The organism is Nocardia barduliensis, from assembly GCF_013315795.1.
Taxonomy (GTDB): domain Bacteria; phylum Actinomycetota; class Actinomycetes; order Mycobacteriales; family Mycobacteriaceae; genus Nocardia; species Nocardia barduliensis.
The window spans coordinates 59,304-81,808 of the sequence record NZ_JABLTE010000016.1; the positions used below are offsets into that span (position 1 = coordinate 59,304).

The 22,505-nt window shown below is 68.1% G+C and carries 18 protein-coding genes; 6 read left to right on the plus strand and 12 right to left on the minus strand.

The features are described 5' to 3' along the window. Positions 1 to 48: 48 nt before the first annotated feature. Positions 49 to 2,421 (minus strand): lysylphosphatidylglycerol synthase transmembrane domain-containing protein, encoded by a 2,373-nt coding sequence (locus HOV91_RS09750; RefSeq protein ID WP_174185119.1) that lies wholly within the window; start codon positions 2,419 to 2,421, stop codon positions 49 to 51. A 332-nt stretch (positions 2,422 to 2,753) separates the two neighbouring features. Between HOV91_RS09750 and HOV91_RS09755 the strand changes: the two genes are divergently transcribed. Continuing rightward, a complete protein-coding gene (locus HOV91_RS09755; RefSeq protein ID WP_174185120.1) occupies positions 2,754 to 3,653 on the plus strand; it encodes a polysaccharide deacetylase family protein in 900 nt (299 codons plus the stop codon). 106 nt (positions 3,654 to 3,759) lie between these two features. On the opposite strand, the gene HOV91_RS09760 is transcribed toward HOV91_RS09755, so the two are convergent. Both HOV91_RS09760 and HOV91_RS09765 read right to left on the minus strand, forming a co-directional pair. Next, complete coding sequence (locus tag HOV91_RS09760; protein ID WP_246349952.1) at positions 3,760 to 4,518, minus strand: SDR family NAD(P)-dependent oxidoreductase; 759 nt, start codon at positions 4,516 to 4,518, stop codon at positions 3,760 to 3,762. Beyond that, the gene (locus HOV91_RS09765) at positions 4,505 to 5,302 is read right to left on the minus strand and encodes a 2OG-Fe(II) oxygenase family protein (RefSeq protein WP_174185122.1); all 798 of its coding nucleotides are present in this window, start codon (positions 5,300 to 5,302) and stop codon (positions 4,505 to 4,507) included. Before HOV91_RS09765 ends, HOV91_RS09760 begins: the two co-directional genes overlap by 14 nt. An 83-nt stretch (positions 5,303 to 5,385) precedes the next feature. Between HOV91_RS09765 and HOV91_RS09770 the strand changes: the two genes are divergently transcribed. After that, positions 5,386 to 5,985: a DUF459 domain-containing protein gene (locus tag HOV91_RS09770; RefSeq protein ID WP_174185123.1), complete on the plus strand. Its 600-nt coding sequence runs from the start codon at positions 5,386 to 5,388 to the stop codon at positions 5,983 to 5,985. Between the two features lie 133 nt (positions 5,986 to 6,118). On the opposite strand, the gene HOV91_RS09775 is transcribed toward HOV91_RS09770, so the two are convergent. Beyond that, positions 6,119 to 7,609, minus strand: a complete 1,491-nt coding sequence (locus HOV91_RS09775) for an ABC1 kinase family protein (RefSeq protein WP_217440021.1) — start codon at positions 7,607 to 7,609, stop codon at positions 6,119 to 6,121. A 105-nt stretch (positions 7,610 to 7,714) separates the two neighbouring features. Here HOV91_RS09775 and HOV91_RS09780 point away from each other — a divergent pair, with 105 nt between their 5' ends. Then, positions 7,715 to 8,491, plus strand: coding sequence for a GntR family transcriptional regulator (locus HOV91_RS09780; protein ID WP_174185124.1), 777 nt, complete (start codon positions 7,715 to 7,717; stop codon positions 8,489 to 8,491). Between the two features lie 147 nt (positions 8,492 to 8,638). On the opposite strand, the gene HOV91_RS09785 is transcribed toward HOV91_RS09780, so the two are convergent. The 4 genes from HOV91_RS09785 to HOV91_RS09800 all read right to left on the minus strand — a co-directional run bounded on the left by HOV91_RS09785 (position 8,639) and on the right by HOV91_RS09800 (position 13,306). After that, positions 8,639 to 9,763 (minus strand): NAD(P)H-dependent flavin oxidoreductase, encoded by a 1,125-nt coding sequence (locus HOV91_RS09785; protein WP_174185125.1) that lies wholly within the window; start codon positions 9,761 to 9,763, stop codon positions 8,639 to 8,641. A gap of 218 nt (positions 9,764 to 9,981) precedes the next feature. Then, on the minus strand, positions 9,982 to 11,325 hold the full coding sequence (locus HOV91_RS09790; protein ID WP_174185126.1) for a WS/DGAT/MGAT family O-acyltransferase: 1,344 nt from the start codon (positions 11,323 to 11,325) through the stop codon (positions 9,982 to 9,984). A gap of 134 nt (positions 11,326 to 11,459) precedes the next feature. Beyond that, positions 11,460 to 12,125, minus strand: a complete 666-nt coding sequence (locus HOV91_RS09795) for a class I SAM-dependent DNA methyltransferase (protein ID WP_312884540.1) — start codon at positions 12,123 to 12,125, stop codon at positions 11,460 to 11,462. A gap of 263 nt (positions 12,126 to 12,388) precedes the next feature. After that, complete coding sequence (locus tag HOV91_RS09800; RefSeq protein ID WP_174185127.1) at positions 12,389 to 13,306, minus strand: DMT family transporter; 918 nt, start codon at positions 13,304 to 13,306, stop codon at positions 12,389 to 12,391. A gap of 218 nt (positions 13,307 to 13,524) precedes the next feature. Here HOV91_RS09800 and HOV91_RS40805 point away from each other — a divergent pair, with 218 nt between their 5' ends. After that, on the plus strand, positions 13,525 to 14,757 hold the full coding sequence (locus HOV91_RS40805) for a phthiocerol/phthiodiolone dimycocerosyl transferase family protein (RefSeq protein WP_174185128.1): 1,233 nt from the start codon (positions 13,525 to 13,527) through the stop codon (positions 14,755 to 14,757). A gap of 288 nt (positions 14,758 to 15,045) precedes the next feature. Here the strand turns inward: HOV91_RS40805 and HOV91_RS09810 are convergent, their stop codons facing one another. After that, a complete protein-coding gene (locus tag HOV91_RS09810) occupies positions 15,046 to 16,713 on the minus strand; it encodes a cutinase family protein (protein ID WP_174185129.1) in 1,668 nt (555 codons plus the stop codon). 244 nt (positions 16,714 to 16,957) lie between these two features. Here HOV91_RS09810 and HOV91_RS09815 point away from each other — a divergent pair, with 244 nt between their 5' ends. Both HOV91_RS09815 and HOV91_RS09820 read left to right on the plus strand, forming a co-directional pair. After that, entirely contained in the window at positions 16,958 to 17,713 is a 756-nt protein-coding gene (locus HOV91_RS09815; RefSeq protein ID WP_174185130.1) for an SDR family NAD(P)-dependent oxidoreductase, read from the plus strand. A gap of 86 nt (positions 17,714 to 17,799) precedes the next feature. After that, positions 17,800 to 18,723 carry an RNA polymerase sigma-70 factor gene (locus HOV91_RS09820; protein ID WP_174185131.1) on the plus strand — a complete coding sequence of 308 codons (924 nt, stop codon included), beginning with the start codon at positions 17,800 to 17,802 and terminating at the stop codon, positions 18,721 to 18,723. A gap of 16 nt (positions 18,724 to 18,739) precedes the next feature. Here the strand turns inward: HOV91_RS09820 and dnaB are convergent, their stop codons facing one another. From dnaB to rpsR, 3 genes are all read right to left on the minus strand, one after another. Then, positions 18,740 to 21,112 (minus strand): replicative DNA helicase, encoded by a 2,373-nt coding sequence (gene dnaB, locus HOV91_RS09825; protein ID WP_312884541.1) that lies wholly within the window; start codon positions 21,110 to 21,112, stop codon positions 18,740 to 18,742. A 627-nt stretch (positions 21,113 to 21,739) separates the two neighbouring features. After that, positions 21,740 to 22,192 carry a 50S ribosomal protein L9 gene (gene rplI, locus HOV91_RS09830; RefSeq protein ID WP_174185132.1) on the minus strand — a complete coding sequence of 151 codons (453 nt, stop codon included), beginning with the start codon at positions 22,190 to 22,192 and terminating at the stop codon, positions 21,740 to 21,742. Positions 22,193 to 22,209: 17 nt separating this feature from the next. After that, entirely contained in the window at positions 22,210 to 22,461 is a 252-nt protein-coding gene (rpsR, locus tag HOV91_RS09835; protein WP_043734341.1) for a 30S ribosomal protein S18, read from the minus strand. Positions 22,462 to 22,505 lie beyond the last annotated feature (44 nt).

Consider the following 22,505-nt stretch of genomic DNA (forward strand, 5'->3'; position numbering starts at 1 on the left):
GCGAAGGCTGTCGATAGCCTGCGGCTGAGCGGTGGCGCGGCAGCCGCCTCAGATGAGATCCCTCTTCGCCATCCAGCGCATCGTGGCCCACCCGCAGAACACCGGAAGCCAGCAGGTCAGCACCCGGTACAGCAGCACGGAGGGCACGGCGATGTTCGCGGGCAGGCCGAAGGCGGCCAGGCCGCCGATCAGGGCGGCCTCGACCGCGCCGACACCGCCCGGGGTCGGCGCGGCCGAGGCCAGGGTGCCGCCGATCATGGTCACGATGGTGACGGTGATGAAGGTGGTACCGCCGCCGAACGCCTCCACGCTGGCCCACAGCGCGCCTGCTTGCCCCAGGGTGATCGCCGCGCAACCGAGGACGATCACCGCGGACCGCTTGGGGTCGCGCGCGAGGTCGGCGAGTTCGCCGAGCACCTCCTGTAGCTGCGGCCGGACCGCGTTGTTCAGCCAGCGGCGCAGTTTCGGCACGAACATGAACGTGCCGACGATGCCGACGCCGACACCGGCGAGCAGATACAGCACCGTGGCGTCCGGGACGAAGTGCGACAGGTCCGTCGAGGTGCCCGCCAGGATGCTGAACGCGAGCAGGAGGCTGATGTGCGTGATCACCTGCACGGCCTGTTGCAGCGCCACCGCGGCCGTGGCGCGCACCGCGCCCACCCCGCCCTTCTGCAGGAAGCGCACGCTCAGCGCGAGCCCGCCCACCCGCGCGGGCGTCGTCGTCGCGGCGAAGGTGTTCGCGATCTGCATGATCACCAGGTTGCGGAAGCTCACCGCGCCGGACGCGCAGGCCCACAGCGCCGCCGCCGCGCCCACGTAGGTCAGCGCCGAGACCACCAGCCCGAGCAGCGCCCACCACCAGTTCGCCGTTCGCAACTGGGTGAAGAAGGTCGGCACGGCGCTGATGAACGGGTAGGCGACGTACACCAGTGCGATCAGCAGGACCAGCTGGATGATCTGGTTGCGGGAGAACCGGGTGATCTGCTCGGCTTCGATCCGATCCTGACCGGTCTGTTTGCGCACCTCGTCGCGGGCGTCCGACAGCGCGGTCTTCCACGCCGGGACCGCTTTGCGAATCCCGGTCGGTATGGCCGACTTGGTCAACCGGCTCGCCGCGGCGAGCACGCGCGCTTCGCCGAGGGTTTCGATCGCCGCACGCACCGCGGGCTCCTTGCCGAAGATCGCGGTGGTCGTCACGAGCAGCTGGGCGATGTCGGATTGCAGTTGCGCCTCCGACGCCCCGTACTCGGCGTTGCCGAAGCCGCCGAACAGTGTGGCGCCGTCCGCGACGCGGATGTCGGCCGGGCGCAGGTCGCCGTGCGAGATCTGCTTCTGCTGCAAGGCGTCGAGTGCGCGCCACACCCCGGGCAGCACGTCGGCGGACTGCTCGGTGATCGCCGTACCGCACGGCTGGGTGCGCGCGTACAGCACCCAGCCACGGGAGAGCGCGGCGACCGCGACGGGGGCACAGCTGCCGAGTCCGAGCTCGCCGACGGCGATCGTCATGAGCGCGCGATGCTCCACCGCGCGGTGCATGGAACCGTGCATGGCCGCGGTCTCGCTGGATCGGAAGGTGAACCAGCGCCACAGCTGCCGCAGCGCGCCGAAACTGCGCTGATTCTTGCCGAACATCTCGACGATCAGCTCGCGCTCGGGCCCCTCGGTGGCGGCGGCGAGCACCAGCGGCCCCCGGCCCGCCGGATGCACCACGGTGAAACCGGTGACCGTGTGACCGCGTTTCGCGAGCAGCCGGACGGCGGCGTCGAGCGGGACCTCCAGCGCGGGCGTGCCGACCACGAGCACGATCACCGCGCCGACCAGCCACCCGACCGCAAGACCGAACATCGCTCGCGCGGGGACCACGGTACTGACCACGAGGTGCATCGGAGCGAACGCGAGCAGCAGGAACCACAGCCAGCGGCGCGGGCGGATGGGCAGCCACGGGCTGGCGACGGTGAGCATCGCGGCGATCATCGCGATCCAGCGCGGGTCGTCCAGGAACTGGGACAGGAAAGTGTCCAACCGATCCGGCACCTGCAGATGCCATTTCGGCGCGGACAGTCCGGTTCCGGTGATGGACAGCAGCAGTCCGGCCACGGCCCCGGCCGCCGCGTAACCGGCGAGCAGCTTCCACTGCCTGCCGATGATCAGCTCGATCAGAATCGCGAACGGCAGCGCGAGAATCGCCATGCCGTAGACCAGGTACACCAGGTTGGACTGGTCCGGATTGAGGAAACCGACGATGTTGGAGACCGAGCGCTCCAAGGCCAGCCATTCCGGGCGGGTGATCAGCGAGGCCGCGATCACCACGGCCACCCACAGCGTTGCGAGGACGACCCGGACGATGTCGCTGGTCCGCCGGATCAGTGGCTGTAGCAGGCTGCCCGTGACCGGGATCTCCCGCCCGTCCACTCGCATCTGTTCCGCCTCTCCGGGTCTTCAGGCCGTACCAGTGGGTGGCTCGGGGCCTGCGTACAGGTCCTGCTCCCCCGCCTCCCCCCGACCTTCGGACCGTACTAGCGGGGTGACACGGGACCCGCGTTCAGGTCCTGCGTCGGGGCCACTCCGGTCCCCGGCAATTACCCAGGTGCGTACGAGATCAGTTGGTAGGTTCGCTGCACGATACCGGCCTGCGCGCTCGCGGAGGTTCGCGTAACCCGCCGGTGTCTCCAGTCGGCAGCGTGCTGTGCCCGACATCACTCATCTCCGAGGTTGATCCTCACATTAGTGTCAAGTTCGAGCATGGGGGCATGGACAACGAACTCTTCGATTACAGCCCGATCATCGATCGTCCGCCGCTGCGGTGGCCCGGTGGAGCGCGGGTCGCGTTCTATGTGGGGCTCAACGTCGAGCACTATCAGGTGGACCGGGCGTCCACCAGCATCTTTCCGGGGACCGCCGGGCTCGCGCCCGACCCGCTGAACTACGGCTGGCGCGACTACGGGCCGCGGGTGGGCATCTGGCGGGTCATCGAGGTGCTCGACCGGCACGGCATCCGGGCCAGCGCGCTGCTCAATTCCGACGTCGTCGAGCACAATCCGCAGATCGTGGCGGCGGGGGTGCGACGGGACTGGGCGTGGCTCGCGCACGGGAAGAACAACTCGATCCTCCAGCCGGACCTGCCGCCGGACGAGGAGCGCGCGTACCTCGCCGACGTGGTCGCGACCATCGAGCGCGCGACCGGCCGCAGGCCGCGCGGCTGGATGGGGCCCGCGCTCACCGAGTCCTTCCGAACCCCGTCGCTGCTGGCCGAACTCGGCCTCGGTTACGTCCTGGACTGGACCAACGACGACCAGCCTTACCCGCTGTCGGTACCCGGCCTGCTCAGCGTCCCCTACTCGGTGGAACTCAACGACAACACGCTCTTTCTCGGCAAAGCCACCAGCGGCCCGGACTTCGTGCGGATCGTTCGCGATCAGCTCGACCAGCTGTACGCGGAGTCGGCCGACAGCGGGCGCGTCATGGCGCTCGCCCTGCATCCGTTCGTGATCGGGCAGGCATTCCGGATCAAATATCTCGACCAAGCGCTCGACTATGTGGCGAACCACGCCGGCGTGTGGCTCACCACCAGCGATGAGATCGCCGACCACTACGCGGCCGCATCGGCACTTGCCGTATACGCGCGAGCCGAAGACGATCGGGTCACGTAACCGATGCTCGGTTGGAGCCGCCGAGCAGCAAGCAGGCGACCGATGCCGATCTCGCCCGGCGGCTGTGGACGCTGTCCGAGCAGGCGACGGGGCTCGGCACGAGCGGTCAGGGCTGAGCGTCGGAGAACCCGCCCGCCCGGTCCGATTCGACGCCGACCCCGTATACCCCACCGGACCGGTCGCTCGCGTCGAGCTCCACGATCGCCCGCGCGACCTGCTCGGTGGGGACCAGGGCGGGAAACGAGGTGGGCGCGATGGCGTTCACGCGCACGCCGAACTCGGCGAACTCGGCGGCGAGCATGCGGGTCAGCTGGTTGAGCGCGGCTTTCGACGCGGAGTACAGGGTCTGGCCCGGGTAGACCTCCGAACCGGAGATGCTCGAGACGTTGACGATATTGCGGTTGCGCGCGCGATTCTCGGCACCCGCGTGCAACCAGCACCGCTGTGCCAAGCGCGCCGAAAGGCGCAGCGGTACCGCCACGTTCAGGGTGAAATGGGGATCGAAGTCCGCCAGCGCCGCGTCACCGTCGACGACGCCGCGCGGATGCAGCCGGATGTGCGCCGCGTTGTTCACCAGCAGGTCGACCCGGCCGAACCGGGCCAGCGCCAGGTCCACCACCCGTTCCGCCGCATCCGGCTCGGTCAGATCGGACCGGACCACGAAGACGCGTGCGTCGTTCTCCGGCACCGCGGCCTGCGGCGCCAGCGGATCGACGTACCACTCCAGCTGCGAGGGCACCGCCGGTGTGCGCGTGCGGCACACCGCGACGATGTCGTAGTCGCGGTAGTAGGCCCGGCAGAAGGCGTCGCCCAGGGTGCCGCTCGCGCCGGTGAGCAGGCAGACGCGGCGTTCACCAGTAGACAATCTTGTCTCCTCCCCAGCGCCGTTCGGCATCCGCTCTGGTGCGATGCACCCACATCACGACGCTGTTGCGGTCTCTGACGTTGTTGCCCGCGAACGTATGCCAGCTGCGCGGGGTGACCTCGAACAGCAGCAGCGAATTGTCCAGCGGCGGAACCAGCACCACCGACGGCAGCGTGGCCCCGTCGGCGACGTGGTCGTAGAGCGCGGTCTCACCGCCGTCGCCCGGCTGCCACCCCGGATTGCCGAGATAGAACAGCACCGCCACGGCGCGCACGGTCTCCCGCGCGACGACGCCCGGCGCCCGCGCCCCGGTCTTGATGTCGACCGTGTCGTCGGGCAAACGCACTTCGTCGCGATCAGGCGGCGGCCCGGGGAACCAGGCGGGGTTCAGGTCGTTGTGCGGCCAGCCGAACGGGCTGCCCGGCTCGTGATGGTGTATCGAGCCCTCGATGTCGCCGGTCGCCTCCGCTCCGCCGAGCCGGGCGACCAAGTCGTGCCACTCCCGCGAGCTGAACACCCCCAGCGGACCGTCGCGCAGGTCGGTCAACCGGATGCCGTCGGCGCTGTATCCGGCGGTGACGGTCTCGAACAGGCCGGGACGCTCCCGGCGAACCCGCCGCAGTTCCTCGGCCAACCGCCGGTAGAACTCGGGAACGAAGACGTCCCTGGCGTACACGTGCGGAAACGGGTGGCTGCGGCGAATCCAGCGCCGATGGGCGAACAACTGCCCGAACCACTGCGCAACCGGCGGCGTCGCGAGTTCCGGCCCGCTTGTCACCATCATTCCCTCCCGGTCGAACCCTTCGCGATCATATTGCCCGTGACCGGTGCGCGCGGGCCGGTGCGCGCGCTGCGAGGATCGTGCGGGTGAGTCGTGATCTGCGTGTGTGTTTCGTCGGAGATTCGTTCGTCGCCGGTGTCGGCGACCCGCGCTGCCTGGGCTGGGCAGGCCGGCTCGCGTCCGCCGCGTACGCGCGCGGCGTGCCGCTGACCGCGTACAACCTCGGGGTGCGCAGGCAGACCTCCGCCGAGATCCTGGCGCGTTTCCTGGCCGAATGCTCGCCTCGGTTGCCGGAGGGCGTGGACGCCCGGGTCGTGCTGTCGTTCGGCGTGAACGACGCGGTGTACGAGAACGGCGGTCCGAGGGTGGCGCCCGAAGAGTCGGCGGCCAACCTGGGCGAGCTGCTCGCGCGGGCGGCCGATCGGGGCTGGCGGGTGTTGCTGGTGGCTCCGCCGCCGGTCGCGGACGACGTGCACAATGCCCGCATCGCGGCGCTGGACGAGCGGTTCGCGCGGATCTGCGCGGCGGCGAACGTGCCGTACGTGCCCGTGCACCAGCCGCTGCACGGCAATCCGGTGTGGTCGGCGGAGGTACGCGCCGGCGACAGGGCGCATCCCGGGACCAGGGGTTATGACGAGATAACCGCGCTCATCGCGCCGCAGTGGCACGCGTGGTTGTCGCGGTGACGCGTCCCGCCGGACGCTTCCGCCCACCTGAGATCCGACTGTCTGGGACAGGCGGCCCGAATGATCTTTTCGGGAGCGCGACTTCACCCGTCCGGCAGCGTATCGAATGGGTCTGCGCGCCTTGATGATCGGATCACCCGATCGGCAGCCCCCGCTCCCCCGTCTCGAACCGCTGCCTGCGGACGGTGGCCAGGTCCACCGTGGGCGCGGGCGCGGTCGGCAACTCGTCCACGCTGAGCGCCTCACTCAATTGCGGTACCCAACGGACGATTTCGTCGCGAAAGGACCCTTCGGTCTCCAGTTGGCCGAGTACACCCACCAGCGTGAGGAACGACCGAGCGAACGGTGTGAAGTACGCGGGCATGGTCATCTGCCGGATCACGTTGGTCAGGCGAGGGTTGGTGGTGCGCAACACCTGTCGGCGCAGCCAACGGGTGGTGAGCCGATAGGTGGTGTGCCGCAGCGGTTCACCGCACGGGGTGATCGTGGCGTAGAGCGCCTCGCTGTCCAGTGCCCGTCCGGTTTCCACGAAACCGTGCCTGCGCGTGGCCGCCGCCAGTTCTCCCGGGCCGCCTCGGAAGATCGCCTCGCAGCAGTCGAGCGTGAGTTCGTCGAAACCCGCGGGCGGCCAGGCGCAGCACGCGCCGAAATCCATCACCCCGAGCCTGCCGTCGGGCAGCACCCGGAAGTTGCCCGGATGCGGATCGGCGTACAGCAGACCGTGCCTGCCCCAGCCCGAGGTCACGAAGCGGACCATGAGCATGCCCACCCGATCGCGCTCGGCCTGGGTGCCGGAGGCCACGATGCGGGGCACCGGCGTGCCGTCGATCCATTCGCTGATCAAGACGTCACCTTGCTGGGCAACCACATTCGGTACGAAGAAGTCCGCGTCGCCGGCATAGGCGGCGGCGAAAGCACGCTGATAGCCGGCTTCGGCCGCGTAGTCGAGTTCCGCACTCACCGACGCGCAGATCGCCTCGGTCACCGCCTGCACGTCCGCGCCGGGCAGGAATACCGATGCCAGATAGGAGATCCGGCGCAGCTGGTCCAGATCGCGCGCCACCGCCTGCCTGCCGCCGGGATACATCACCTTGACCGCGACCGGTCTGCCGTCGTGCCAGACCGCTCGGTGCACCTGGCCGAGCGATGCCGCCGCGGCGCGGCGATCGTCGAATTCTCGAAAGTTGGCACGCCACTGGGCGCCCATGCTCTCGGCCATGGCGGCATGCACGGTGTGCGGCAGCATGGCGGGCGCGGCGTCCTGCAGCCTGCTGAGCGCGATTCGGTACGGCTCGGCGAGGTCCGGCGGCAGCGCCAGCTCGTAGATGGCCAACAGCTGCCCCAGCTTCGCGACGCAGCCTTTCAGCTCGCCGAGCACCTCGAAGATGTGCTGTGCGGTGCGGAGCTGGATGTCGCGATTGACTTCTTCGGCCGATCTGCCGAGCACCCGTTTGCCGACGCCCGCGGCCTGCCGCCCGGCGAACGCGATCGGCAGCGCGGCGAACTTCGCGCCGCGGACAACGCCGTGAACAGGAGGTTTGCCATCGGACCTCGGCGCGAAAAGCCGGGATCGCCTACCCGTCGACCCCTCCGCGGGGCGCTCTCCGAAGGGTCGGATGGTCATGACTCACCTCACAGTCGCGCGGACCAGTGTGACACAGGTGCAGTACCGCACAGTAGGGATTAGACTGTCTGGGACGTGTTCGCAAGCATTCGAAAGGTGACTTCGATGGGATCCCAGACGGTGGTCGCCGACGTTGCCGACGAGTTGGCGCGCCGGGTTGCCGCGGGGGAATATCAGCCGGGGGATCTCATGCCGTCGGTTCGTCAGGTGGCCGAGGAATTCGACATGAACCGCGCGACCGCACAGCTGACCTTGGGCCGGTTGGAGTCGTACGGTTTCGTCGAAGCCCGGCGCGGCAAGGGATTCACGATTCGTGACGTCCGGGAGGCCGGTGGGGTCGAGGTGTACGGCCAGTTGTTCCGGTTCTCGATTCCCATGCCCGACATCGCGATAGAGATGTTCCGCGACATCGTCGACGTCGAGCGCAATCTCGTGCTCGAAGCGCTGCTCGCCTACACCGGTGGCGAATACCGGATCGATTCGGCCGAAATAAAAGCCGCCATCGATGAACTCGAATCAATTGCTCGCGACGATGATCCGGACTTGCGGCAGCTCTTGGCGCTCGAGGTCGCGTTGGTGCGCCGGTTGCTCACCGTGCTCGGTCTTCCTATGCAGCGCGCGATCTTGAACTCGATCGGCGAGATGGTGCTCGAGGTGCCGGAGGCGGTCGAGGCCTACTTCGCCGGTGCGCCGGACCTGCACGTGCTGGTCTGGCGCGCGCTGGCCGCGGTGTGGGATTCCGGCTCCGGCCCGAGCGAGGCGCAGCTCGCCCTGTTCGAGGATCTGTTCGGCATGTACCACGAGAAAGTCATCGTGCGGTTCGAGGAATCGGTGGGCGGGGTCGAGGAGCGCGCCGACGAGACCACCGCCGCCACGGCCTGATTTCTCATACACTGCATAATCCGTCTGAGACGGCCTCGTCGGCGGCGGCACGCGACGGCTCGTGGTCGCGTGATCGAACGCGGACCCAGGTGGGATGCCGGCGGAGATCCCGCACGGCATCGCCGACCCGTGGATCCGCGCTCGGGATCAGGCTCCGCCGTTGAGCTTGTCGAGGCGCTCGCACGCCTCGACATACTCCTGGATCAGCCGGTTGACCACGTCGGCGGAGCGCTCGACCCGGTTCATCATGCCGACGATCTGGCCGACCGGATTGAAGTTCACGTCCTTGGCGGCCTCCGGATAGCGGTGGCCACGCTTCACGCCGTCCAGCGCGACCATCATCTGCAGCGGCATCGGCAGCGGGTCGGGAGTGTCGGCCTGCTCCCACGCGTCGGTCCAGTCGTTGCGCAGCATGCGGGCGGGCTTGCCGGTCCACGCGCGCGAACGAACGGTGTCGTGGCTGGTGGCGTCGATGTAGGTCTGCATCTGCGCGGGCGGCACGTTGGCCTCCTCCACCGTCAGCCAGACCGAACCGGTCCACGCGCCCGCGGCGCCCATCGCCATCGCGGCGGCCACCTGGCGGCCGTTGCCGATACCGCCCGCGGCCAGCACCGGCAGGTCGCCGACGGCATCGATGACCTGCGGCCACAGCACCAGCGAGGAGACCTCGCCGCAGTGGCCGCCGCCCTCGGTGCCCTGGCAGACCACGAAGTCCAGGCCCGCTCGCTTGTGGTTGAGCGCGTGCTTGACCGAACCGCACAGCGCGCCGATCAGCCTGCCGGAGTCCTGCACCTGCTTGACGACGTCCTCCGGCGGGGTGCCGAGGGCGTTGGCGACCAGCTTCGCCTTCGGATGCCGGAGGATCACTTCCACCTGCGGCCCGGCGGTGGTGGCGGTCCAACCGAGCAGCTGGTTGTGGTGCTCGTCTTCCGGCAGCTTGGGCACGCCGTGGTCGGCGAGGATCTTCTCGGCGAAATCGCGGTGGCCCTGCGGGACCATCTCGGCGAGCTTGGCTTCCAATTCCTCCGGGCTCAGGCCGTCGATGCCCTTGCCCTCGTACTTGGAGGGGATCACCAGGTCGACGCCGTACACGCCCTGCACGTGCTCGTCCAGCCAGGCCAGCTCGACCTCGAGCTGCTCGGCGGTGAAGCCGACGGCGCCCAGCACGCCGAGTCCGCCCGCGTTGCTGATCGCGGCCGCCACGTCGCGGCAGTGGGTGAAGGCGAAGATGGGGAATTCGATCCCGAGCCGTTCGCAGATTTCGGTACGCATGGCGTGCTGGTCTCCCTAACTGCTCCGCCGCGAACGGCGCGGCGCAGGTGTACTAGAACGAGTTGCATAACTGGCGCTCGGCGCGGCGCGGCCGCGATACCTCGAGTTCGCCGCGAGCCGCTGATATCGCCATGCAGCGGCCGCGGCGTCCTCGGATGGGCCTCGCACCATGCATCGACAGTAACACGTTCTAGTTTTCCGGGGAATGCACCGCGGTGTCAGACGGCGGCCCGCTCCAGTTCGGCGAGCGACTGCTCCAGGTGATCGAGCAGGCGGGGCAGCTGCGGCACACTGCGGCGGCACCCGACCAGGCCGAAATCGAGGTGGTCCGCGTTGGAGGTCACCGTGATGTTCACCGCCTGACCGTCGAACGGGATCGACAGCGGGTAGCTCGCGTCGAGCCGCGCACCGTTCCAATACATCGGTTCGCGGGGGCCGGGCACGTTCGAGATGACGAGGTTGAAGGTCGGATTGGTCAACGGAATCAGCGCGGGCACGAGGTTGAGGGCGAGCGGGCTGAGCATCAGCGCCGACAGCGCCATCGTCTGGTTGGCCGACAGTGTGCGGTAGATGTCCTTGCCGTCGCGCATCGACGCGCTGACCACCTGCAACCGGTCGAGCGGATCGGCGATGTCGGTGCCCAGGTTGCACAGCACCGCCCCCACCTTCACGCCGGCGGTCTCGTCGTCCTCCTCGCCGCGCAGCGACATCGGCACCATCGCGATCAACGGCTTGTCGGGCAGAGCGTCTCGTTCGCTCAAGTAGCGCCGCAGCGCGCCCGCCGACATCGTGAGCACCACGTCGTTGAGCGTCGAGCCGGTGGCCTTCTTCACCTGCTGCAACCGATCCATCGGCCAGGACCGCACCGCCGATCGGCGCGCGCCCCCGATCGGCACGTTGAACATGGTGCGCGGGGCCGTGAACGGCAGGTTCGCCTGCTGCCCCAGCAGGGCGGTACGAGCGGCGCGCAGCATCGAGGCGCCGGAGGTCGCCGCGGAGACCAGATTGCGGGCCGCGCTCCCCGCGCCGGTCGCCGACCTGCGCCTGCCCCGCGGCAGGTGCCACGGCACCCGAGTTGCGCTGGAGGCCGGATCGCTGGTCAGCGTACGGCGCAGCAGGCGCTGTGCGGAGACGCCGTCGATCAACGCGTGGTGCATCTTCGAGTACAGCGCGAACCTGCCATCGGCGAGGCCCTCGATCAGATGGAACTCCCACAGCGGGCGATGCCGGTCGAGCAAACTGCTGTGCAACCCGGAGGCCAGGTCGACGAGCTGGTGCATCCGCCCCGGCCCGGGCACGGCCAGCCGCCGCACGTGATAGTCGAGCTCGACCTCTTCGGCGTGCGTCCACGCCATCTGCGGCGCTCCGAAGATCGTTGCCGGATGCTTGCGGAAGATCGGATCGACCTCTGTGCTGTCCAAGAGTTTGTCGTGGACCTGCGCGGCGAAGTCGTCTCCCGCCCCCTCTGGCGGCTCGAACAGTTGCAGCGATCCGACATGCATCGGTTGCTCGCGGGATTCGGCGAGTAAGAAGATGGCATCGACCGGCGCTATGAATTCCATGATGAGTCGCCCCCTGACGACACGGTGCAAGTGTGTGGAGTTCAGATCGACCACGTTGTCGGTGGGTCCGCGCAGCCGGCAAATCGCCGCGACACGACGAACTTACCCGGACGGGATGGACCGTGCTCGGTGAATCACCGATCCTTCGCAGCCAGCAGGTAGGCCTGCCCGAACCGCTCGTCGGGCTCCGGCTCGCGCACCATGCGAGCCTTCATTGTGAACCCGGCGGCGCCGAGCAACCGCGCGAGCCGTTTGGGCGCCCAGCGGTACGCGCGAGTCACCTTGTGGTCGAATGCTTCCACCGCATCGGGCAGGTCGGCCGTCTGGAAAGCCAGCAGTACGTGCCCTTTGTTCGCGAGTACCCGATAGAACTCGTTCAACACGTGCGGCACGCGCTCGGGTGGGGTGTGGATCAACGAGTACCACGCGACTATGCCGCCGAGCGCCTCATTGCCCAGCGGTAACTGCTCCACCGAACCTTGCGCGAAGGACAGCTGTGGGTACTCCACGCGAGCCAGCTCCACCATTCGCGGCGAGAGATCGATGCCGAACACTCGCGCACCCAACGAGGCGAGATGGCCGGTGATCCGTCCGGGGCCGCAGCCGAGGTCGGCGATCGGTCCGCGACCATTGCGTGTCACGGATTCCACGAACGCGCCGAGCATGGCCCGGTCCAGCGTCGCGCCCGCGAGATGGTGCCGGAAATGCTCGGTATAGAACTCGGCGATGTCGTCGTAGGCGGCGCGGGTAGCGGCCACGTCGGAGCGTTCGTCTGCGCAGTCTTCGATCGGATCCAGCACCCTGAGCAGCGTATTACGGACTCGTTCCGCGGGAGCGAATGCCTGGGTGACGGCGAGCCTGTCCTCGTATATGTATGTGGTGCCGGGTGATCAAACCGCTTGCTCGGCCACCGCTTCGGGATCGCCGGAACCGATTCGCCGCAACAACTCTCCGACCATCGTTCGAGTGGCGGGCACAGTGATCGACGCGGGGGAATCCTTGGAGGCGGGGCCGCGAGCGTGCGGCGCGTTCGAATTTTCCGCGTGCCCACGCCCCCTGGCGATTACCTGTCGGGCAATTGGACGGCTGCCTCCGGTGTAGGGGGCGCGGGCCGGTCCGCAGCAGGCGGCTCGTCGCGACCGCGTGCCGTTCCGAGCACCGAACCGAGGATCACCAGCGGGAAGCCGATTGCCATGCCCGCGGTCAGCGGCTCGTCCAGTGCCGTAACGCCGAGCAGGATCGCCACCGCGGGGTTGATGTAGGTGATCACCGTCGCGCGCGCGGGGCCGACCTCGGCGATCAGCGCGAAGAAGAACAGGAACGCCGCGGCCGTGCAGAGCACCGCCAGGCCGAGGACCGACCAGGCCGCGTCGGCGGTGACGCGCGCAGGCCACAGCCAGCCCGCGAACGGCGCGTAGATCGCCGCCGCCAGCAGCAGCGACCCGGTCACCACGCCCAGCGGCGGCAGATCGGCCAGCGCGCGACTGATGACGATCGGGCCCACCGCGTATCCGATCGTGGTCAGGCCGATCGCCGCGATGGCCGCCGGATTCCCCAGGTCGACATCCAGGCCGACCAGCGCGGCCACACCCGCGAATCCGACGAGCAACCCGATCACCCGGCGCGCGTCGAACCGGTCGTGGCCCAGCACGGTCACGATCACCACGGCGATCAGCGGCACCGCCGCGATCAGCAGGCCGACGGTCGAGCTGTGCAGCGTGGTCTCGGCGTACCCGATCAGGAACCACGGACCGGTGATCTCCACCAGTGTGTACAGCAACAGCGGCCGCCACCGCCGCAGCACCGGAGCAAGCACGCCGCGGTACAGCGCGATCGGCAAAAGCAGCAGCCCGCCGATCAGGGTACGGCCGAACGCGACCACGATCGGGTCGAGATCCTCCACCGCGATCCGGATCATGGCGTACGGCACGCCCCAGATCACGCCCATGGCCAGGAACAACGCCCACCCCCGGCGCGTCATCGCGGGACCGCCGTTCGATGCGGACGGTTCGGTTCGAATGGAATCCGCTCGCTTCCCACCACCCGGAGCCTATCCAGGTGATCCGATCATCCGACAGATCGAATTCCCGCTCGTGACAAGGCCGGCGCATCCCGTCCCGTTCGACCGATTTCGGCGAATGTTGCGCGCCGACAGAAGGTTCGGGCTAATCTCGCCGGGAGCGAAGGGAATGCATCATCGTGGTCGACGTGATCCGCCGGCTTGCCCCGAGCGAGGAGATGTTCGCCGCGGGCGAGGTCTTCATCGGCTATTCGGCCCGGGTATCCGGTCGGCTCGACCTGCGCGCCTTGACCGCTGCTTTCGAGGCCGTCGCCCGTGCGCATCCGATGCTGCGCGCCCGCATCGAGGCGTCCGACGGGGGTGGCCACGTCTTCGCGGCTACAGACGCCACGCCCGAGATCTTCCTCGCCGACGCGGACCCCGGATTCCCGCTCACCGGGGCGAAATTCGACCAGCGCGCGGGTGTCTGCGCCCTGTGCGTGGTGCGCGACGGCGACACCGCCGCCGTCACGCTCATGATCCATCACAGCATCGCCGATGCGTATCACGCCTTCGCCGTCGTCACCGAACTCTGGACGGGGTACCGGGACGCGGTCGGCGGCCGTGCGCCCGAGCTGCCGGTGCACGCGTTCCCCGAACCGATCGAAAACCTGCTCGCGGCGCGGGGCATCGAGAAGATGGCGCTGCCCGGCTCCGTGCCCGCCGGTGAGTCCTCCGCCACCGCACCGTCGCTTCCGCCGCCGCGCGACGACGAGTATCCGATACTGCGCACCACCCGCTGCCTGCTCACCCGGGACGAGACCGCGGCGCTGGTCGCACTGGGGCATCGCGAGAACGTGACGGTGCACGGTCTGGTGTCGGCGGCTCTGCTGCGGACCGAGGCCGAGATTCGTGAACTCCCGCTGACCGGGCTGCTCTACCTGTACTCCGTCGACCTGCGCACCAGGGTGAGCCCCGAGATCGCCGCCACCGAAGGGACGAACGTCCTCGGTTTCGCCAACTATCTGTCGCCCGCCTCCGACGTGACGCTGGTGGAATCGGCCCGCGGCATCAGCGAGGCCCTGCACGCGGGCTTGACGGCGGGCATCGTGCAACGCACACCCTTGAGCATCCCCGACATGGCGGCCGCGCCGATGCCCGCCCTGCCCGGCGTGGTCATCGCGACGAACTGGGGCACTATCGCGCCACTGCCCGAGCAGGACGCGCTGCGCATCGTTGACTTCCACTCCACCATGCTCGCCAAACCGGACCTCACCGGTCGTCGCCCGCAGCAACCCGGCGGCGGCACCTGCGTCATCAGCACCTACGACGGTCGGCTGAGCGTGGAGATCCACCACCCCGAGGAATTCACCGATCTCCAGCGCCGCCGCATCGAAGTGCTGAAGCGCAACCTGCTCAGCGCGTCGTCCTGACTGCGCGGTGTCCATGAAGCCGGCGCGCGGCGTTCAGCAGCCAGTCGCGCCGGTGCGACGGCCGACGAATGCGCGCGGCTGCGCTGTTACGGTCGGCCCCTTCGCACGAAGCGACGCCGGTGCCGAATCACGGGTGGCTCCCGCTCGACCGGTTCCGGCCACCTCGGGGTCGTCGCTATAGGTTCGGCAGCTCAGGAGTGATTTCTCCGGGCCGACGGCGGCCTGGTCTGAAGACACCGCGGGCTCGCGATCTCGCCTGGGGGCGGTGATCGCGAGCCCGCGGGTCGATCAATTCGACGCCTGCGCGGTGGAACTGGTGCTCGGCGCCGTGGATTGCGTTGTCGTAGTGGTCGACTCGGTGGTGGTCGTCTTCGGGGACTCCACCGGCGCCGCGACCGCGGACGGCGCAGGCGTGGTGGTGACCTGCGGCGTCGTCGTCGCACTCGAGGTTTCCGACGGCGGCGTCGCGGTGGTCGCCCCGCCGGTGGTCGTCGGCGCGGCGCCGGTGGTCGTCGGCGCCGTGGTGGATGCCGCGGCGGATTCGGTCGTCGGCGCCGCCGAGGAGGTCGTCACCGCCTTGTACACCGCGGCGAGGTCGGCCTCCTGCGGCTTGGACGTCGGGTCCACCTGCTTACCCGCTTGCGCCTGCTTCGCCAGGTGGGTGAGCCAGGCAGCCGCGTACTCGGCGGAGGTCAGCGGCTTGCCCGCGGCGGGGTCGGCGTCGTGCCAGTAGTCGAAGTGGTGACCGGAGTGATTCGGGCCGAGCGTGAGATTGTAGGGGTCGCTGAGGATCACCGGGATCGTGTTCTGGTTCGTCACGATGAGGCCGATGATCTCGTTGAGCACCTTCTGCGGCAGGTAGGCCAGCGGCGACATCTGTTCGGTGGAAATCGCGTCCGCCTTCGCAGGCGCCTTCGGCTGCTCGCCCGGCTTGTACGCCGGATCCGACACTCTCAGCAGTACTTGCAGGAAGGTCTCGTCGCTCTGCATCCAGTTCGGCTGCGACTGGATATCAGCGAACGCCGCCAACGCGATCCTGCCGAGCACCACCGCGACGTCCTGCCCCGTAGCGGGCGTGAGCCCGTCGCGTTCGAGCGCGTCGACGTTCAACTGCCTGCCCACGTTGACCACCAGCTGCAGCAGGGAGATGTTCTCCGGCGCCGAGCAGGTGAGATCTCCGTCGGAGCAGAACGAAGCGATCTTGCCGTTCAACGCACCGAAATCACCGCTGGTGCCCTGCACCGCACCTTGACCGGGAACCGGGTTCTTGCCGTTCTGATACTGCTGGTCGAAGCCGTCCGGGTTACCGAAAGGATCCTTCGATCCGGGGAACGGCCCGTCTCCGGCCGAGCGACCCGAGTCTGCGAGGATGACGACGCCCACGACATCGTCCGGATCGACGATCCCGTACTCCCCGTCCTGACCGGGTTCCTGATGGCCGATCTTCATCGCGACGCGACGGACGACGTCGGCGCCCTCGCTGTAGCCGACGATGGAGAACTTGGTGTCGGGGCAAGCCTGCGCGATCTCCCGCATCACCTGCTCGGTGTTCGCGACACCGGCGTTGACGGCGTCCTCGTAGGTGGCCATGTTCGCCGGGTACGCGATGTAGACCGCAGCGTACGCGCCGGGATCGACGTCATCGGCCGGTGCGTTCACCACCGGGTCGACCCACTCACTGCTGTGGTCACCGGACAGCGCGGCGGGCAACGGATTCCCGTTGGCATCGACGAGCATCTTCGTGGTCCCGGCCACCGGGGTGTCATTGCGACCGGCCACCGAGATGGTCACCATGTCGTGGCATTCCGTAACCGACGACGTGAGCTGCGTATCCCTATTTTCCGGCGCAGCTGTCAGTGCCAACGAGGCGGCGACAACCGCCGCCACCCCCAGCACTGCCGGCGCGGCGACCGCCGAAGCGATGCGATGCCGCGCGAAGAACTCGCGAAGAGCCATGTCCTGATCCCCATTCCATACACCGACAAAGTGGACGGACAAGCCCCCCGACGGGCCATACGTCACCGAGGACGTCGCCGCAAGGGACCCGAGCGTTACTCGGCAGTTCGATCAGGAGCGGCCGGCGAGACTCCTGCCCCGCTTGTTTCGGCCCGCATGTCACAGCCGGATGGGCTGTCTCGTCTCGGGTTCCGAAGACCGGTTCTGTGCGGAACCACACACCTCTCACAGCAAGGAGCTGATCATGAACGAGCAGAAGGTCGCGCTGATCACCGGGGCGAACAAGGGAATAGGCCGTGGGGCTGCCGAGCAACTCGCTGCGCTGGGCATGACGGTCCTGCTCGGCGCCAGGGACGGGGGGCGCGGCGAGGAGGCCGCGGCGGCGCTGCGCGCGGCAGGCGCCGACGCGTACGCGCTCACCCTGGACGTCACCGACGCGACCACCGTCACAGCGGCCGCTGAGCAGGTGGAAGCGCGTTTCGGGCATCTCGACGTGCTGATCAACAACGCCGGGATCACCGGCTCCGGACAGGTTTCGCCCATGGAGGCGTTCGACCAGATCCCGAGCACCGTCGATGTGGACATGGTCCGGGCGGTGTTCGAAACCAACGTCTTCGGGGTGATTGCGGTGACCAACGCCATGCTGCCGCTGCTGCGGCGGTCACCGGCGCCGCGCATCGTCAACGTCAGTTCGCATGCCGCGTCGCTGGCCCTCAGCAGCGACCCGGACGGCCCCTTCGCAGCCCTGCTACCGTCGGCGGCGTACTCGCCGTCCAAATCCGCGCTCACCGCGCTGACCGTGCAGTATGCCAACGAGCTGCGCAAGGACGGCATCCTGGTCAACGCCGTCGCCCCCGGCTACGTCGACACCGACAGCAACAATCACACCGGCGTCCTGACCGTCGCGCAAGGCGCCGCGATCCTGGTGCGCTTCGCGACGCTCGACGCGGACGGCCCGACCGCCGGGTTCTTCAGCGCGGAGGGGCCAGTGCCCTGGTGAAAGTCCACCCGGTCCGCGGCGGGCGAGCGGCACAGCCCGCCTCGGCGGGCGTGCGTTGATCACACACCACTTCACGAGGAGCTGACGTGACCCGGATCGAGGAGTTCGAAGACCTGCGGCCGCTGCTGTTCTCGATCGCCTACCGGATCCTGGGCAGCACGAGCGAGGCCGAGGACGCGGTTCAGGAGACCTGGCTGCGCTACGAGGCATCTCCGACCAACCCCGTCTCGGCCAAGGCATTCCTGTCGGCCACCGTGAGCCGGATCTCGATCGACGTGCTGCGGTCGGCCCGCGTCCGGCGCGAGCAGTACGTCGGGCCGTGGTTTCCCGAACCCTTGCTGACCGACCCCTACCAGGACCCGCAGCGGTCGGCGGAGCTGGCCGACTCGGTGTCCATGGCGGCCCTGCTGCTGCTCGAACGGCTCAGCCCGCTCGAACGAGCGGTCTTCGTGCTGCGGGAAGTGTTCGGCTTCAGCTTCGGCGAGGTCGCGGCGGCGGTAGGGCGTTCGGAGGCGGCGTGCCGCCAGCTCGCGGTGCGGGCACGCCGCCACATGGACCTCGGCAGGCCCCGCTTCGAAGCCGACGGCATCGAGCGCGCGGAACTCGCCGGACGCTTCCTCGACGCGTTCCGCGACGGCGACATCGAGGGGCTGACCGCACTGCTGGCCGCCGACGTCCAGATGGTCGGCGACGGCGGCGGCAAGGCCCCGCAGTGGGCCGACCGGTTCGTCGGCGCCGAGAACGTGAGCCGAGCGCTCGCCGCGCTGTGCCCGCTGTTCGCCCGAATCGGCGCGAAAGTGGAGTCGCGTCAGGTGAACGGCCAGCCCGGCGCGATCTTCCGCGACCGGGACGGCAAGGTCCTCAACACCTGGGTACTCGACATCCTCGACGGACAGATCCAGACGATCCGCTCGGTGAGCAACCCCGACAAGCTCGGGCACGTGGGTCCCGTAGGTGACGCCTGGGCGGCGCTGCGCGAAGCGCAACAGGACCTCCGGCCGGGAGACTGACCCTACGCGGTCATCATCACCCGCGGGCCATGTCCACGAAGCGGGACAGATGCAGCTGATGGGCGACGGTGATCGTCGCGGTGGGGCCGTTACGGTGCTTGCCGAGGATCAGGTCCGCCTCACCACCGCGCGGGTCGTCGCGCTCGAACGCATCGGGGCGATGCAAGAGGATGACCATGTCCGCGTCCTGCTCGAGGCTTCCCGACTCGCGGAGATCGGACACCATGGGGCGCTTGTCGGTTCGTTGTTCGGGACCGCGGTTGAGCTGGCTGATCGCGACGACCGGCACTTCGAGTTCCTTGGCGAGCAGTTTCAGGTTCCGGGAGAAGTCCGAGACTTCCTGCTGGCGGGATTCGACCTTCTTGCCGGAGGTCATCAGCTGGAGGTAGTCGACCACAACGAGTTTCAGATCGTGACGTTGCTTGAGGCGTCGCGCTTTGGCGCGGATCTCCATCATGGTCAGGTTCGGCGAATCGTCCACGAACAGCGGCGCCTCGCTGATCTCACTCATCCGCCGCGCCAGCTTGGTCCAGTCGTCGTCGCTCATCCGCCCGGACCGCATATCCCCGAGCTTGATCTTCGCCTCCGCCGACAACAAACGCATGACGATCTCGGTCCGGCTCATCTCCAACGAGAAGATAACGCTCGCCAAGCCATGCTTGATCGAGCAACTGCGCATGAAATCCATGCCAAGGGTCGAATTATGCGTCGGGATCATCGAGCGCCCGGCCAGATACAGGTGGTCGGAGTTGTCCACTTCCACACAGCGCACCGGCACGCTATCGATCCGGCGTACGTCGACGATGAATCGCGAGTCCGATCGCACGGCGCTGCGGCTCGCACGCCGTTCCTTGTGCAGTATGGCCTTTCGATGAAGACCGAACACTACGTCGTCGGTGGCGAACGTGACGGTGTACGCGGTGGACGATTCCTCGGAACGCCCAGCGACTCGCTCGGTGGAAACATGGCAGTGGTAGCCGAGGCTGACGATCAGTTCGCGCACGTCTTCGGCGAGCCGGGCATTCGTGACCGAGAACTGGACGGAGCCTTCGTGTGTCACAGTTCCGTCGGTGTCCAACAGTCCGGCCAGGAGTGCGCGGCGCTGCTGCTCGGAAGCCCGCAGGTAGTCGGTCGGGATGTGCTCACGTGCGGCGATCGGCTCGTCCTCGGGCAGTCCGAGCTGATAACGCGGGGGAGCCGATCGCGACGGCGCGGCGACGATCCCCTCGGCCTCGATACGCGCGATGATCTCTGGATCGGCGCAGGTGAGCTGGGCGGCGGCGGAGGTTCCGCCGCCGAGCCAGGCGCCCAGGGTATAGGGCGGCACCGGCAATGTGCGCGGGAGCAGTTGCAGGGGGCCGGTATTGGTGACCGAGTGGTTCGGCTTGCGATCGGCGGTGTCGCTGCGCAGCGTCTTCGCGATCTCGACGGTGGTGCGCACTTCGGCGCGTGCCCGCCTGGAGCGGCGAGACGCTCTCGTCTCCGTACGCCACTGGTGCTGTTCGTCCGCGACCAGCACGGCGCCGTCGGAGAACTCGACCTCATAGCAGGGACGGCCCGTCATGACCTCGGTGGCGGCCACGACCCGGGTGGGAAGGCCGTCGGCATCCAGCAATTCGTCGCCGACCCGGACCTCTCCCATGGTGGTCCACCCGGTGGGCGTGGGCAGCGGAGTATCCAGGGCCAGCGCTTTACCCACACCGGGCCTCGCCGCGACGATGATCATCTGGCCTGGGTGCAGGCCGTTGGTGATCTCGTCGAGTTCGGTGAAACCGGTGGGGACGCCGAGGGAGATGCCGCCGCGGCTGGCGATGGAGTCGATCTCGTCCATCGTCGGCTGGAGCAGTTCTTCGAGGGGGAGGAAGTCTTCGCTGGTGCGGCGTTCGGTGACCTCGTAGACCTCGGCTTGGGCGCGGTCGACGACCTCGGCGATGTCCTGGCCGTCGGCGCCCGCGTAGCCGTACTGGACGATCCGGGTGCCCGCCTCGACCAGGCGGCGCAAGATGGCCTTCTCCGCGACGATTTCGGCGTAGTAGCTGGCGTTGGCCGCGGTCGGCACGGTCTGGGTGAGTGTGACCAGATACGGCGCGCCGCCGATGCGCTTGAGTTCGCCACGGCGGTCCAGGCCGGCGGCGACGGTGACCGGATCGGCGGGTTCCCCGCGGCCGTAGAGATCGAGGATCGTGTCGTAGACGGCCTGATGGGCGGGACGGTAGAAATCGCCGGGACGAATGACTTCGACGACGTCGGCGATCGCGTCCTTGCTCAACAGCATGCCGCCGAGCACCGACTGCTCGGCCGCCATGTCGTGCGGGGGCTGGCGGCCGAAGTCTTCGCCGGGAGGTTCGGGGGGAAAGTCCGTGTGTCCGCGGTCATCGGTGGCTGTCACCAGACTCGACCGTCCTCTCTACCCCACGACCGGGTTCCACCCTGTTGACTCGTTCTACTCCGTGGCACCGACACCTTCGGCATAACCGGTGGCCAGGGGCTCAGCTACCGGCGCGGCACCCGCGCGTGCACCCTGTTGGGAGCGGCTCGCGTACGGCGTTGCGACGAACCTAGGCGACCCCATGGGGATGCGCCAAACCACACTGTGCACACAGCTGTGGATAACTTGGGGAGAGTTCACCCAACCGTGTGCAGCCCCTGTGTACAACTTGGGGAAAACCCAGGTAGGCGCGCTCAAACCCGCAGATAGATAGTGACTTCCACAGATTTCCACGTGTGGATTAATGAAGTCCCGGCGTGTCGGCCAAGTTGAACAGCCGGGCGTGTTGGGTTAACAGCGCGTGAGCCGCATATGGCTTGAATCACATTGCGAACGGTCGGTTCGGCCGGTAATCCACAGGTTCGGGAATTGCGGTGTCGGCGGGGTGGTGGAAACCCCGAATTGCCCCTTATGGCACTATCCGCCATTAGGCAAACAATTAGCAATCAATCCGAACCCGAGGATGCGGGCACCGCCGAGGACCACTCCCGATGACAGACGGGAGCGGTCCTCGACGCGCTCCTCGAATCAGGCGGCGTCGACCGTCAGGGTGAACTTGGCCACCACATCCGGGTGCAGGTGCACCACGATGGCGTGCTTGCCGGTCGTCTTGATGTGCGCCTTCGGCAGCTCGATGCTGCGCTTGTCGACGACGGGGCCACCCGCCGCCTTGACGGCCGCCGCGACGTCCGACTGGGTCACCGAGCCGAACAGCTTGCCGGTGCCAGCGGTCTTGACCGACAGCGTGACCGACTCCAGGTTCTCGATGGCCTGCTTCAGCTCGTTGGCGTGATCCAGGTCGCGAACCCGGCGGGCTTCCTGCGCCCGGCGGATGCCCTCGACCTGCTTCTGCGCGCCACGGCTGGCCACGATCGCCAAGCCGCGCGGCAGCAGGTAGTTGCGGCCGTAGCCGTCTTTGACCTCTACGGTGTCGCCGGGGGCACCGAGGTTGTCCACATCAGCAGTCAGAATCAACTTCATTTGTGTGCCTCCCTTTCTCAGCGAGCCGTCGACACGTAGGGCAGCAGGGCGACCTCACGCGAGTTCTTGACCGCAACCGCGATATCGCGCTGATGCTGCACGCAGTTGCCGGTGACGCGGCGGGCGCGGATCTTGCCGCGGTCGCTGACGTACTTGCGCAGCAACGCCGTGTCCTTGTAGTCGATGTTGACGGTTCCGGTCTTGCTCTCCTTGCAGAACGAGCAAGCCTTCTTCTTGAGCACCTTTTCGCGCGCGGGCGCTTTAGGCATGGTCTTGTACTCCGTAATCAGTGATGGCCCGAATCGAGCGGGCC